The following is a 13,634-nucleotide window of genomic DNA, read 5'->3' on the forward strand; positions in this document are numbered from 1 at the left end:
CGTCTTGTAAAAGCTTTTGTACTATTGGCTGTTTCAATAACTTGCCATAAAAAGTATCGTTAGAATAACCGTATATTTGACGTATTTTTTCGTTACTAAAGCCAAGTATAGATAAAGCTGTAAACTCTGGCATATCACCTATGTTTATGGAGAGTTCAGAGATAACAGATCTACTCCTTGGCCTTCCAGCTGGATTATTAGATTTCCTCACATTTCCCTCCGTTAACTAAATTTTAATGCTTATATTGAGTATATTATACATCAATTTATAGAGAATTTAACTAAGGAAAACTAAATGCATATTTAGAAAATTAGTTTTATGAACCACAAGAATTTGAGGAATTTGAAGAATTTATTCAAAAATAAAATAACAAATTCCTCTTTTTCCTCAAATTCTTATTAAAGCAATGTATAAAAACTGCTAGTTAATTTATTTTATAGTTTAGGATTAACTATAAAAATTTCAGTAGGTTTTTTAGTAGATAAATCTTTAATTTGTTTTATGAAATGATTTTCGCATAAAAAATTCAACCCTTTATCTAATCTATTAGACTTATGTATACTCCTATTTTTGAATTTATTAACAACTTCGGTTTTTGTAAATTGTCTAATACCACTAATTTTGATCCATTCCAATATCGTATGAGCATCAGTTTCAATTTGATTTTTACCTTTAAGGCCATATACATATTTGGTATGAGGAATAAGATTTTTAATAATTTCAATAGCATTTTTTATAGTTTTAAGGCTTATTATCACCTTGTGGGTCGTCAAATACTCAGTGATATGTAACTGTCCTGCAATTCTTAAAGTATAGCCACATATTTTACCGCCCCATTCACGATATTCATGTAAGCTGCCTTCTGATCCCAACTCTTTTTCAATGTATAAACGAAATGTCATAAATTCATCCTGAGCATCTTCTGATAAACTTAACTTTATTGGCGCGTCAGAATCTTCAAGATTTAATATATTTTTTATTATTTGGTTATATCGTAACTTGAGTTCTTCAGGTACTTCTAAAGAACTGAGCGTTCGTTTACCTACCTTACTTTCAGGTATTAAATATAAAAATCTTTCAAGAAACCCATTGCCTTTAAATGAAGACTTTTCTTGAATATTCTTTAAAATTTCGGGCTGAACTAACATTAATATCGATAAATAAGGATTTAGGTCTAAAGACCTATCTTTTCTTTTGATTCGGACACTCCCTCCATCTATGCCCTTAAGCAAAATATCAACATTTGCTCTGCCGCTACTATACAAGCCAGATAAAGTCTCCATTATTCCACCTTCATCTGATATAATAGCTCCTTTACCGCTTTGTTCAAAAATAGTTGTAGATAACGCTTCAGGAGTGGTGTCATTGACAAAAATTTGAGGTAAAACACCAGGCAAAACTAATGATTGCTCTAGCTGTTCAAGCTCGGTTTTTAAAGTAATAATTTGCTCTGGTTTATTAACTTTAATCATGTCCTTTCTAATTTTATCTATCTTCATGTGCTTAGTTTTATATTCAGAAGTCTGCAGCTTAATCTTAGGACCCAAAATTAAGGCTTGCTCTTGCTCCCAATCTATAATTGGCTTGATTAGATTCTTAAGAATAGAACTTTTATTATTAGCAGGAGGAAGAGCTATCACAGTATATGTATTAATAGGTTCTTCCCAATTATTTTTAGGTGTAATTACAAAACGTTTATTGGCAGCAGCAGAAATAATACTCAATATACCCAGAGCTACTAATGAATGTGAAACTTCAAATTCATTAGCTAGACTTTCAGCATATTCTTGCAAGAGTTCTGGAAGTAACTTAACATTAAATTCAGGTAATTGAATATTAATATTTGTAGGTAAATCTTCCCATAATTCTATTGAACTTCTAGCATTTTCTTTTATAATTGGTACGAGTATATCTCTGATGCATTTGATAGATTCTTCAGGAATTTTACTATATTCATCCCAATAAGGAAGTTCTTTTTTTATCCAGTCTACTACGTCCTCAGATTCCGCCAAATCTGGTAAATAAATAAGATATATATTTTCAGGAGAACTTCCAAGGGAGAATAGCTTCATTGCTAAATCATGTGCATAACGATAGCCTGGTTCATCATTATCAAGCAAAATATAAATATTTTCAAATTTTGATATAATGCTCCAATCACTTTTTAGGGCAGCATTTGCCCCACCTAAAGAAGTTGTAGCATTTAAACCTAAAGATATTAAAGCTGATGCACATTTTTCCCCCTCTACAATGTATACGGCTTTTTTATTAGCGCACATGTCTAAATTGAAATAGTTGTATATAGGATAAGGTACAGAAGGTGCTTTATTTACCCACTCATCATTTTTTTTAATCCAAGGCAATACCTCTTTGTCACCATTATGATTTTCATACCTTGCCACGAGTATGTTATCATTATAAAGCCAAGACTTAACTAATTTTTTGTCTTTATATTTTTGGGGAATATCATAATTTTGCATTATTATACCCTCCATTTAGAAGCTATTTGGTTAATAGCTTCTTTAAATTCAATATTATTTAACTGCATCTCAAAGGAGATTATGTTGCTTCCTCCAATGCCACATGAATGACACTTAAATGCACCAGATTTTAGGTTAATAAAAAAACTACCGTCACGATGGTCATTATGGAAAGGGCATAAGCCCCCATTATACCATTCGCCTCTTTTATTTTTATATTTGAAGTTATTAAGTCTTGATGAGTAGTACTCTTCTGGACGAATCTGTTTTATTTTGGAATAGAGGTTATTTGTCATTTTTAACCTCACTTAAATATGTATTATTGTTAAGAAATTCTTCTATATCAGATAGCCTATATCTGACTAATCTACCAATTTTAACATATTTTAATGGGTGCCTTTTGGTACATCTCCATACAGACAGTGATCCTTCTTTTAGATTAAGTAGTTCTGCAACTTGCTTTGAATCTAAAAGGGTTTGATTAATAGATTTAAGTTTATTTAACTTAAACATTAGTTTTGACGAATCTAACTTGTTAGTGTCTAGTCGTTTATCAGTCATGATAACCTCAATATTAGTTAATATATGTAAGCGTTTATTAAACTTACACATAATTTTATATAGAGGTTATAAAACACAGTCTTATACCTTTTTAATATTACTTTTGGCATTTAAAAAAGTATAAGACTGATATTAAAAAATTTTTTATAATTTATTCTTTTTATTTTTTGATTCTGTTAATCGTCTCACAACAGATCTTAAATGTGTAAAAAAACTTGTATTACATTTGCCATGCGTCTGTTTATATACCTCTCTAATATTTGGCTCTATTATTTTGAAAAATGCTTTACAGAATAAACCAAAATCTGAATCAGATTCATTATCCTCTTGTGTACGTTTACCTTTAACATAACCAAAATACTTCTCATAAATTTTCATCATATTTAAAACAAAATTCTCAAGATATATGTCAGGTACTTTCTTCTTTTGTTGAAATTCAATCTTATTATTGGATAAATTATTGAAATAATGTATCATTATATCTAATTTCTCTTGGAATTTGTATGAATCATTAATGATTTCTTTTATTATGTTTTTCTCGCAATCAAATAATTCCACAAAATTATTATTAAAAATTTCCTCTAAAAGAAGGTGTTTGTATCTTAAAGATTCAAACCATGCTGTAAAATACATTGTTAAATCAAGACGCATAAAATCTTGATTTGCCTTTAAATAGTTGATTTTTTTATCTTTCATATAGTTGCAAAAATATTCTTCAAGATATAACTTTATTGCTATGATTATTTGATTTTTATCATTATTATTAACTTCTTTATTTAGCCTAAGGCACTCACTATCGAATGTTTCTAATATTTCAGTAATTTCTAAATTGGTGGAAAAACCGTATAAAGGTTCATTAATCATAGAAACGTTTTGAAGTTGTTGAGTTAGAACATAATCAGGTGAATGGAGAATTTTTATTGCTTTGCTTGTCTTCTTTAACATAATTAACCTCTCTTATTTATAATTTGGCTATTTATATCAAAATTATTGAGGATTAACTAGTATACATATAGATTTTATAACTTAATAAAAATTCATAAATATACTATATGCAGTTGTCATCATATTCTAAACTTTCTACATAAGCATAAATGGCAAAACTTTCGTTTGATTGCGGCACCAGTGCGGCACCAGAAAATTTTATGAAATTTTAGAATCGGCGAAATGCCTAGGAAATACTTGGTTGCGGGGGCCAGATTTGAACTGACGACCTTCAGGTTATGAGCCTGACGAGCTACCGGGCTGCTCCACCCCGCGTTAGTAAAGGTCATAATAACCAAAATATTAGTTTTGTCAAGGGCTTTTATGAGTTTTTAAAATAAAAAGTAAGGGGAGAGCTATATGCTCCCCCCTTTATACTTAAAATTTTGCCATTTCTGGAGTTTGTAAATTTAAAGCACCTTTTGCTTTTGTAATTTCGGCAGATTTTACAAATTCTTCTGACATAGCTTTTAGTGCAGCTCGATGGTTAGAATTTAAGCCATTAATTAGTTTTTCACTAGGAAGAGCGCTATATCCCTTGCTTGCGCCAATTAAACTTCCAGCAACTGCTGCTACTGAATCACTATCGCCATCTTGAGTAACTGCAATGCTTAGTGCTTTATCAGTGGAAATTCCATATTTTTCATGAACTAAAGCTGCATAAAGTGCTTGTGCAAGAACTGGGGCAGAGGCAAATAAACTTCTTGCGCCACATTCCTTACCTAAAGCATTTACTGTCTCATGGTTACTTAATAAGCTAGCATTGTTTGCGTATTTTACTGCAATATCAATAGCTTTTAGGCAGTTATCATAACCAGCACGCTTTTCTGCGTTTGCTTCTACTTTACAGCGGAGCTTGGTAAGGTCTATAGAAGATGTAACCGCTTCTTCGATAGATATATTTTCCTTAATAACGCTTGCAATAAGTTCAGCCCAAATACCTGCAGCAATATAAGATGTTGCATCGCCATGTGTAATAGCTCCTGATCTTGCACCCAAATTAAAGGCATCAAACTCTGGGAAATATGCGCAGAAAATGCCTACTGGACCAACTCTCATCAGTGCTCCACATCCTTCTGGATACTTGGACTTTCCTGGCTCAATATCTTCGGGGGCTTTTTCGGTTAAATGTTCAAGTGTACCCATTTTGTTTTGTTTTAAAATTTTGATAGTTCCGTCACCTGCACCAAATGTATCATTAAAAGCAGGCAGTTTGTCCCAGTTTGTATCTGGTGTTGCTATATCTTTACCTGATACTTTAGAATAAGTAGTTTGGCTTTTACCCCAATAAAGGAAAGCGTTGAACATATTTCTAAGTAGTGCGTCAATATGAACTTGTCTTGGATTTTTATTTAGCTCTTCTTCCCCGCCTCTAAATGAAAAATTGGCAGCATGGGTTTTAAGTAAATAAGGTGTATTATGAATATCATTAATTTGAGCTAAGGTTTTATTAATTCCGCTTAATATGCATGCTGTCATTGCAGTATCGTCTGTTACATCACCAGGATTACCATTTGTTGAAGGCTTGTTTGGTCTTGGAGTTCTGGTATATTCTGTAACACCTTCAGGGAATTTTGCTAAAATCTCGTTAAGCTTCCAGTTTTCAACGCCTGCACCTAGTGCATCACCTACGGCAGTACAAATTAAACTTGCTTTTAAACGCTCTTCAATCGTCATTTCTGATTTCATATATATAATCCTGTTTTTAAAGTTATATAACTAATAATTGAAGATTGTTGTATAGCTGTCAAGCGGATAAAATTTTATTGGAATTAAGCCTTATTTTTCCTATATAGCCAGTAAATTCCAAGGCTTCCGATGAACATAAAAATGCCAATGATACTAATAGCAGCATCAAACCCAAGAGAACTCATACAGAAGCTGCCATCAGGGCGGGAAACAACACCAAACATATCCAGAATAAAACCTATCATCTGGTGAATAATAAGACCAAATGACATTACTATAGAGTTAGTAATTGCAGATGTTATTCCTGCATATCGCTCGATACAAAATGAGTTGGTTATACTAAATATAAGCACCTGAGATCCTGTAAAAATACCGATGATAAGAGTAATTATGATTAGCTGATATAAAGATAAATCAAAGTCTGCAACTAATACTAAAAATAAAGCCCCCATAATAAGACCAGAATATATTGTAGTTCTGTAATTATCAGAATATTTTTCAGAAAGCCATGCTAATATAGGGCCTCCAAAGCATAATCCCATATAAACCATTGATACTACTAAAGATGCATCAGAAATGGACATATCGAATTTAGATGAAATAAACTTAATGCCCCATGCATCTGCAAATCCTTCGGTTGATCCCATCATAAATCCGCCAAATATAGCAGTAAGCAGTATATTTTTGTTTTTTATATGAGCCACAATATCTTTTAAATTAAAGGCTGTTTCGCTGGTTTCTTTAGTACTTTTTAAGAATATTAAGCCTAACAGACTTATAGCAATGCCGCCAATTATAAAGTATATAAATGTGTTATAAGAACCATAGCTTGCAAGTAATAAGCTCATTGGTTTGCCGCCGTAAATTGCGCCTAAGAAACCTAGCGTAAATGTCATGGATATCATAATGCTGTAATATGATTTTGGGAACATCATGCTAACTACTTTAGCGCCGCCTAAAAATCCTGCGGTAGCGCCAACACCCATAAGTATACGACCTAAAACAGCAATGTAAAAATTGTCTGTTGAAATAAAAATAAAACTTCCAGCTATAAATGTAAGAACTAAGCTTGGAATTGCATACCTGATGTTAAACTTATCTAGTATAATTCCTGCTGGGATTTGCATTAAAGCATATGCTAAATAAAAGCTTGAAGAAAACATAGCAAATTCGCTTGCTGAAATGCTAAACTTGCCAATAAGCTCATCGATCATTAGACCTGGAGTATTGCGTAGTACAAACTGATAGGCGAAAAATGCCATGGTAATAAGCCATACAAAGTATGACCTTGAATATTTAATCATGTGAAAAGTCCTTGAAAATCTGGTATTTATAGAAAAAGTAGTAAAAAACTGTTAATCAGCTACCCTTGTGGGTTCTTTTTCATCTTCAGATTTTAGTTTAACCTTAAGGTCTTTAAGCTCTTGCTCTAAAATCATTTGTTTTTCAATTGATTTTGCTAGTGCTTCGCGCATGATTTCAAGCTCTTCGCGTTTTACAAAGTCCATTTTTCTAAGCACGCCTTCAAGATTATGCTTAAACATTTCTTCAAAATGTTTAGCCGAACCAGTTACGGTGCTAAATGCACTTGCTGTAAGTTTTTGTAATTCATTAAAAAAATCATTGCCTGACATAACAGAACCAAAGTATTATTCATTTGCCATAATATATAAAGATAAAACATATGACAAACATTTTTTTACATAATATTAATCCAGTATTAATCGATTTCGGAACTTTAAAGCTAACCTACTATGGTTTAGCCTATGCTATTGGCATAATACTTGGGGTTTGGCAGCTTAAAAAAATCAATAAAAAAGAAGGACTTACAAGTGATAAGAATATTGATGACATCGTAGTATATTCAATTGTAGGGATAATACTAGGTGGGCGTTTAGGGTACGTATTTTTTTACAAGCCAATGGAATATTTGTCTGATCCTATAGATATTTTCAAAACATGGGAAGGGGGGATGTCTTTTCATGGAGGGTTAATAGGTCTAATTTTAGGAATATTTCTATATTGTAAAAAGTATAAAATTCAGCTTTGGAAGATGGCAGATGCAATCGTACTAGTGGGACCTATAGGTTTATTTTTAGGCAGGATTGCCAATTTTATCAATGGTGAGCTTTTTGGAAGACCAACAGATGGTTCGTGGGGGGTAATATTTCCTTATGGAGGCAAGATTCCGCGTCACCCAAGTCAGCTTTATGAAGCCTTCTTAGAAGGTGTTGTTTTATATACATTACTTAACGTTTTATATTACAAAACAGATATTTATAAAAAACAAAAAGCGTTATCTGGTGCATTTTTAATAGGTTATGGTATATTCCGAAGCATAGCAGAACTATTCCGTGAGCCAGATCTTCACATTGGATATATAGGAAACCTTACAATGGGGCAAATATTGTGTATACCAATGATAATAGCTGGCATATATCTTGTGTTAAAATCCGGTAAAAAAACATGATATCTAATGAAATTGAAAAAGAATACGGCTTTTCAGCAATTGGCATTGATGAAGCAGGTAGAGGCCCACTTGCAGGTGCAGTTGTAGCTAGTGCTGTTCTTTATAATGATAATCTTCCCAAAGAGATCAACGACTCTAAAAAACTATCGGAAGCTAAAAGAGAGAAGCTTTATGATATCATCATGAAAAACGCCAAAGTAGGGATTGGTATAGTATCCGCTGAAGAGATTGATAATATAAACATATTACGTGCTACAGAGCTTGCAATGCAAAGGGCATATAGTGAATTAGGAGTAAGCGCGAGTATTGCTTTAATTGATGGAAATATTGCGTTTAATTTAGGTGAAAATCAAAAGGTTTTACCGATTGTTAAGGGTGATAGTAAAAGTATCAGTATCGCAGCAGCTTCAATTATTGCTAAAGTTACCCGTGATAGAATGTTATTGCAGCTTCATGAGCAATATCCGCATTATGCATTTGATAAACATAAAGGTTACCCTACGGCCTTACATATGCAAATGCTGAATAAATATGGGGCTATAAAAGGTGTTCACCGTCATAGTTTTGCCCCTGTTAAACTTCTCAAAAATCAATTTGAACTAATATTTTAAATTTATTTTCACTTACCCCTCTTGACGCCTAAAAATACCCATGCTAATACCCTGGGTAGAAAATTCTTTTTTCTTATCTCATTTAGGTTAAATATATATATGAAATTAATAAAGATGGTGTTTGCTGTAATAATATTTGCTGTAGCAGCGTGCGCTGAGGATAAATCGAAGTTAAAGCCTTTTGACTATGAAAAGTGTAAATATAGCGAAGGTTTTAGTTACGAAGAATGCATGGATTTACAGCTTTATAAAGCATTTGGAAAAGATTGGTACAAGGTTAAAGAATTTTGGTTTGAATTTCAAAATGCAGTGAAAAACAATGATAAGGAAAAACTAGCTGACATGATGGATTATCCTCTTGATTTATTTCACTTAAATAAATTTGTAGCGCCGGATGACAGGGAAAGAGATGTAAAGCTTATGGTGATTAAAAATAAGGAAGAATTTTTAGAGAAATTCGATTTCATTTTTAATAAAAAATTTAAGAAAAATATTATTGAGAAAAGTTATACGGACATGATTGTATGGGGTAAGATAATAAGATCATATTCAGCATATAGTAGTGTTTACATATCAAAAAGGTGTGACTTCAAAAAAATAAAACCCGCAGATTGTAAAAATATAAAGGTTTATTGGCTTAATAACGATGCAGTAACAATGGAAGAAATAGATACAGGTAAAATAATAGATTAGGATAAATAATAATGACAAGTTCAATGAATGAAATAAAACAATTTAAAAAAACGCTAAAAAATTACAAGATGAATGATGAAGATTATAAATTAGTAAGATATCAATTTTTTAAGCTTAATGAAAAGGTAAGATCACATGTATATTTAGATAGTAGAAAAAATAAAACTGTTGGTATTGGTTTTAATATGGATCGAGGTGAAGCAAAAAGAGAGTGGGATGCAGCTTTCGATGAAGTTGGCATGGAAGTGCCGTTTCAGGATGTTTATGATGGGAATAGGGATTTAAGCGACGGTGAAATTAAAATATTATTCGATTTTTCAGTTAAAACTAGAGAAGATGAATTGAAAGTTATGTTTGGTAAAGAGGCATGGAAAAATAAGCTTAGGTACAATGAAAAATTAGCAATTGAAGATATATTTTACAATAGTGGTTACATATATTTAAAAGCTGGTCAGCCACTTCGTGAGTATTTAAAGAAATATGTAGATACTGGCAATAAAGAATTTTTAAAACAAGCCGTATTTGAAGTTAAAAATAATTGCGTAGATAAAATTAAAGCAGACTACACGGGTATGCAGGCAAGGCGTGATGCTGAAGCGGAAATGTTAGCTCCTGATGTTAATAACATGGAAAATATTGACGATTCGGTCAAGATTACATTGAATGACCACTTAGATCTTAAATGTGACATGGTGTTTAGTCAGCTTCAAAAACAGAACATTAAAACGGATATAAAACAGTCAGCATTTTTAGCTGAGGTTTTTAAAAATTTTTATAAAAATATTTTAACAGATGTTTCAAAAAGTGGCTCAGGAAAGTACATGTCTAAAATAGATTTAGCTAATAATTCTTTTGAATATTCTAATGATCAATATTATCCATTTAAAGCAGAGTTTATAATGAGTAAAGATGATTTTGATTATATTAAAAAATTATGTTCCGAGAATTCAGTTGAAAATGTTATTAGTATGCTTAGTAAATTTGACAGTCCGTGCAATGTTATTCGTGAAGCAGTTTATTACAAGTTTTATTTTGCTAATAAGCAAATAGCAAAGTTACCAGCAAATTGGAAGGTTTTAAATAAAATATTTTATACAAAGTCTACTATTACAGATGAGAATGGTTATATTCGCGATATTGGAGCGTATTTTGAATCCCCCAATATGAAATACAGCAATGGGTACGTTAAGTTCAGTCAGGTAATCCCTAATGAAGTTAATGAGGAAATTTTACCAGTCTATCAGCATCTGTTTGGGATTGAGAATTACAATCCAAATATGATTTATTCTATCCCACAAATAAAGTATTATGATGACTATTATATTTAATTTTCACACCTTAATTCTGAATACAATCCTCAATAAAAAACTCCGCTGATTCTCTACCGTTCCAGGTGCTAACTGAAATTTTTCCTATAATATCGCATGTTCCTTTATGAGTGAGCAGAAATCTTCCGATTTCACTATCTGCTGCTCTAAACGCCATCGCTTTAACCAAGCTGCTTGACATTTGGCTATCTGCAAGCAGAACCCTAACTGTAGAGCCTTTTAGAACATCGGCTTTGGCAATTCTAACGTTATTGATTTTAAATAACGGCTCGTGGTTGCCATTGCCGTATGGCTCGGCTATTTTAATCAGTTTTGCAAGCTCAAGGTTTACACCTGTTACCGCTATATCTGCATCATAGCACATAACGAATTCTTCGCTTAGGTTTGCGCTTGCTACTTTCTCGGCAAGATACATGTATAAATCATCAAGTTTTTGGCGCTCTACCGTAAAGCCAGCTGCCATTGCATGCCCACCACCTGCAAGTAAAAGACCGTCATTTTTAGCGGAAACTATTCCAGCTCCTATATCAACACCAACTACGGATCTTGCGGATGCTTTGCCAATATCTTTGTCAAAACTAATAACAGCAGTAGGTTTATTGTATTTTTCCTTGATGCGCCCGCAGACAATGCCGATAACTCCAGGGTGCCAGTTGTCACCGCATGCAAATATTAGGGGCTGGTTGCTAACTTTTTCCTCAACCTGCATGAAGGCTTCATCTAAAACCAGTTGCTCGATAGATTTTCTTTCGCTATTAAACTTATCAAGTTTCACAGCATACTCATATGCTTCTTCATAGGTATCGGCTGATAAAAGCTTCATACCGAGGTAAGATTCACCAACCCTACCGCCAGCATTTATTCTGGGACCTAGAACGTAGCCCAAATGATATGTGGAGGAGGGGCAGTCTATGCCTGCAACATCGGCAAGTGCGGTAATCCCTTTATTTGTACGGCTCGCCATGACCTTAAGTCCTTGCGCTACAAATGTGCGGTTAACGCCTGTAAGGGTCATCACGTCGCAGACTGTGCCAAGGGCAACAATATCAAGGAGTGAAAGTAAGTTTGGTTCTTTAACTGTATCAAAGTATCCTTTTTGCCTTAGTATTTTGTTAATGCCAACAAGTGCTAAAAAGCTAACCCCAACTGCTGCTAAATTTGTATGGGGCGATGTTTCATCAAAGCGGTTTGGGTTAACAATAGCTAAGGCTTTAGGAAATGTAACATCGCTTAAATGGTGGTCTATGACAATAACATCTGTACCAAGACTGCTTGCAACTTCAATAGGTTCAAAGGATAAAGTACCGCAATCAACCGTGATAATAAGCTTTACATCATTTTCAGCAAATTTGCGGAATGCATTAGAGTTAGGGCCATATCCTTCTTTTATACGGTCGGGAATGTATACTTCAAAGTTTGTATAGCCAATCATTTTGAAATATTTGGCAAATAATGCGCTAGATGTCGCGCCATCTACGTCATAATCACCAAAAACCACGATTTTTTCACCGTTATATATGCTATCAACTATTCTATTGGCAGCTTTTTCCATATCTTTTAAATGGAAAGGGTCAGGAAGATCGGTACGAATTTGTGGGTTTAAATAGTTATCTATTTTCTCAACATTATCATTACGAGCCAGAATAATGCGCGAAGATATATCGTTTAAGGCAAATTTTTGCATCAGAAACGCAAGACTTCTATCGTCCAGGTGTTTTTGTTGCCACTTTATTTTTCTAACAGATAACATATTTTAATTCTTTTGAAGTTGCCACATACTTACAGATGATACCGAAAGCAGGTATACATAAATAAGTGGGACAAGATTAATATTCCTGGCTGATAACATAACTAAAAGCACAATGCCTGCCGTTACAACGGTTGCGGCAAGGGAAGTTTTAAATACATTTTTAAAATATCCATAACGAGAATTCTTAGACTTAAGTAAAATAGATAACGCAACCAAACTTAGGGTGATATTTAATAATGGCCATGCAATACGATTATTTATTTCAGAAATCATTTTTGTATAAATATCGCTATCTTTATCAAGGTTTTTAAATAATTCCACAATATTCATTTCTTCGGGGTCTTTATTAAGACTATAGCTGGATTTAACAAAATTACTGATATTAACAGGGAATTTATCAAAGGCTAATACGTTGATCTTATTGTCCTTTTTTTCCTGACGATTACCCGAGGTTAGTTCAAATATGGTCTGATCGCCATTATTCACAACTTTTGCTTCTTTCGCTAGTATTAGAACGTCTTTGTTTTCATCACGTTCGTCACTTACCAAAATGCCTTTAAAGTTTGAGTTATTTTCAATTTGATCAATAAAAATTGTAATCCCTTTAATCGGCTCAGTAAAAACCCCTTCCTGCAGCACCATAGCTGCGTAGTTATGTTGCAGAAACCTCTTTTTCTCCTGAAAAGTCGATGCTGATGTAGGTGTAATAAAACAGCTAAACGCAAAGCCGATAAGTGTTGCAATGCTTGCGACATATAAACCAGGTTTTGCTATAGCAAAATTATTTTGCCCAATCGATTTCATAACTGTAATTTCATTGTCATTCATCATTTTATGATAGAAAAATACTATTCCAATACAAACAGAAATGGGCAAAACCATATTAATAAAAGTTGGCATCATAAGCATAGTTACTGTAAAAATAATACCGACATCTATGCCTTTGTTCACAATAAAATCAATAAACCTAAGTGACTGCGTAAGCCATACTAAAAAGGTAAAAGTAAAGATTACCAATAGTATTGGGTAAATGAGTGATTTTGAAATATAACGGTTAAGTAGCATAT

13 protein-coding genes, 1 tRNA gene and 1 pseudogene are annotated in these 13,634 nt (G+C 33.0%); 4 read left to right on the forward strand and 11 right to left on the reverse strand.

The genetic code is table 11. The features are described from left to right. From BGO27_00585 to BGO27_00625, 9 genes and pseudogenes are all read right to left on the reverse strand, one after another. Positions 1 to 211, reverse strand: a pseudogene (locus tag BGO27_00585) (hypothetical protein). Between the two features lie 224 nt (positions 212 to 435). Then, positions 436 to 2,481, reverse strand: coding sequence for a hypothetical protein (locus BGO27_00590; protein ID OJV13657.1), 2,046 nt, complete (start codon positions 2,479 to 2,481; stop codon positions 436 to 438). Between the two features lie 2 nt (positions 2,482 to 2,483). Further along, positions 2,484 to 2,777: a hypothetical protein gene (locus tag BGO27_00595; protein OJV13658.1), complete on the reverse strand. Its 294-nt coding sequence runs from the start codon at positions 2,775 to 2,777 to the stop codon at positions 2,484 to 2,486. Next, the gene (locus tag BGO27_00600; protein ID OJV13714.1) at positions 2,767 to 2,967 is read right to left on the reverse strand and encodes a DNA-binding protein; all 201 of its coding nucleotides are present in this window, start codon (positions 2,965 to 2,967) and stop codon (positions 2,767 to 2,769) included. Before BGO27_00600 ends, BGO27_00595 begins: the two co-directional genes overlap by 11 nt. 219 nt (positions 2,968 to 3,186) lie before the next feature. Beyond that, positions 3,187 to 3,987 carry a hypothetical protein gene (locus tag BGO27_00605; GenBank protein OJV13659.1) on the reverse strand — a complete coding sequence of 267 codons (801 nt, stop codon included), beginning with the start codon at positions 3,985 to 3,987 and terminating at the stop codon, positions 3,187 to 3,189. Positions 3,988 to 4,225: 238 nt separating this feature from the next. Then, positions 4,226 to 4,302: transfer RNA gene (locus tag BGO27_00610), tRNA-Met, on the reverse strand. Positions 4,303 to 4,404: 102 nt separating this feature from the next. Beyond that, complete coding sequence (locus tag BGO27_00615; protein ID OJV13660.1) at positions 4,405 to 5,715, reverse strand: hypothetical protein; 1,311 nt, start codon at positions 5,713 to 5,715, stop codon at positions 4,405 to 4,407. An 83-nt stretch (positions 5,716 to 5,798) separates the two neighbouring features. Next, positions 5,799 to 7,019, reverse strand: coding sequence for a hypothetical protein (locus BGO27_00620; GenBank protein OJV13661.1), 1,221 nt, complete (start codon positions 7,017 to 7,019; stop codon positions 5,799 to 5,801). Between the two features lie 51 nt (positions 7,020 to 7,070). Further along, positions 7,071 to 7,349: a hypothetical protein gene (locus BGO27_00625; GenBank protein ID OJV13662.1), complete on the reverse strand. Its 279-nt coding sequence runs from the start codon at positions 7,347 to 7,349 to the stop codon at positions 7,071 to 7,073. A gap of 50 nt (positions 7,350 to 7,399) precedes the next feature. On the opposite strand from BGO27_00625, the gene BGO27_00630 reads away from it, so the two are divergent. The 4 genes from BGO27_00630 (at position 7,400) to BGO27_00645 (ending at position 10,817) form a co-directional block, all read left to right on the forward strand. Beyond that, on the forward strand, positions 7,400 to 8,185 hold the full coding sequence (locus BGO27_00630) for a prolipoprotein diacylglyceryl transferase (GenBank protein OJV13663.1): 786 nt from the start codon (positions 7,400 to 7,402) through the stop codon (positions 8,183 to 8,185). Continuing rightward, a complete protein-coding gene (locus BGO27_00635) occupies positions 8,182 to 8,796 on the forward strand; it encodes a ribonuclease HII (GenBank protein OJV13664.1) in 615 nt (204 codons plus the stop codon). Before BGO27_00630 ends, BGO27_00635 begins: the two co-directional genes overlap by 4 nt. A gap of 99 nt (positions 8,797 to 8,895) precedes the next feature. Continuing rightward, positions 8,896 to 9,489, forward strand: a complete 594-nt coding sequence (locus BGO27_00640) for a hypothetical protein (GenBank protein OJV13665.1) — start codon at positions 8,896 to 8,898, stop codon at positions 9,487 to 9,489. A gap of 11 nt (positions 9,490 to 9,500) precedes the next feature. Then, positions 9,501 to 10,817, forward strand: coding sequence for a hypothetical protein (locus BGO27_00645; protein ID OJV13666.1), 1,317 nt, complete (start codon positions 9,501 to 9,503; stop codon positions 10,815 to 10,817). A 10-nt stretch (positions 10,818 to 10,827) separates the two neighbouring features. Here BGO27_00645 and BGO27_00650 read toward each other — a convergent pair whose 3' ends face one another. Together BGO27_00650 and BGO27_00655 are read right to left on the reverse strand one after the other, a co-directional pair. Next, positions 10,828 to 12,567: a single-stranded-DNA-specific exonuclease RecJ gene (locus BGO27_00650; protein ID OJV13667.1), complete on the reverse strand. Its 1,740-nt coding sequence runs from the start codon at positions 12,565 to 12,567 to the stop codon at positions 10,828 to 10,830. Between the two features lie 3 nt (positions 12,568 to 12,570). Beyond that, positions 12,571 to 13,632 (reverse strand): hypothetical protein, encoded by a 1,062-nt coding sequence (locus BGO27_00655; protein OJV13668.1) that lies wholly within the window; start codon positions 13,630 to 13,632, stop codon positions 12,571 to 12,573. Positions 13,633 to 13,634: the final 2 nt, after the last annotated feature.

It is taken from the genome of Alphaproteobacteria bacterium 33-17 (genome assembly GCA_001897445.1).
Classification (GTDB): domain Bacteria; phylum Pseudomonadota; class Alphaproteobacteria; order Rickettsiales; family 33-17; genus 33-17.

Excerpts from the sequence above, each read along its gene's own strand:
- BGO27_00590 (OJV13657.1), bottom strand. The coding sequence starts at position 2,481 with ATGCAAAATTATGATATTCCCCAAAAATATAAAGACAAAAAATTAGTT.
- BGO27_00595 (OJV13658.1), bottom strand. The coding sequence starts at position 2,777 with ATGACAAATAACCTCTATTCCAAAATAAAACAGATTCGTCCAGAAGAG.
- BGO27_00605 (OJV13659.1), bottom strand. The coding sequence starts at position 3,987 with ATGTTAAAGAAGACAAGCAAAGCAATAAAAATTCTCCATTCACCTGAT.
- BGO27_00615 (OJV13660.1), bottom strand. The coding sequence starts at position 5,715 with ATGAAATCAGAAATGACGATTGAAGAGCGTTTAAAAGCAAGTTTAATT.
- BGO27_00620 (OJV13661.1), bottom strand. The coding sequence starts at position 7,019 with ATGATTAAATATTCAAGGTCATACTTTGTATGGCTTATTACCATGGCA.
- BGO27_00625 (OJV13662.1), bottom strand. The coding sequence starts at position 7,349 with ATGTCAGGCAATGATTTTTTTAATGAATTACAAAAACTTACAGCAAGT.
- BGO27_00630 (OJV13663.1), top strand. The coding sequence starts at position 7,400 with ATGACAAACATTTTTTTACATAATATTAATCCAGTATTAATCGATTTC.
- BGO27_00635 (OJV13664.1), top strand. The coding sequence starts at position 8,182 with ATGATATCTAATGAAATTGAAAAAGAATACGGCTTTTCAGCAATTGGC.
- BGO27_00640 (OJV13665.1), top strand. The coding sequence starts at position 8,896 with ATGAAATTAATAAAGATGGTGTTTGCTGTAATAATATTTGCTGTAGCA.
- BGO27_00645 (OJV13666.1), top strand. The coding sequence starts at position 9,501 with ATGACAAGTTCAATGAATGAAATAAAACAATTTAAAAAAACGCTAAAA.
- BGO27_00650 (OJV13667.1), bottom strand. The coding sequence starts at position 12,567 with ATGTTATCTGTTAGAAAAATAAAGTGGCAACAAAAACACCTGGACGAT.
- BGO27_00655 (OJV13668.1), bottom strand. The coding sequence starts at position 13,632 with ATGCTACTTAACCGTTATATTTCAAAATCACTCATTTACCCAATACTA.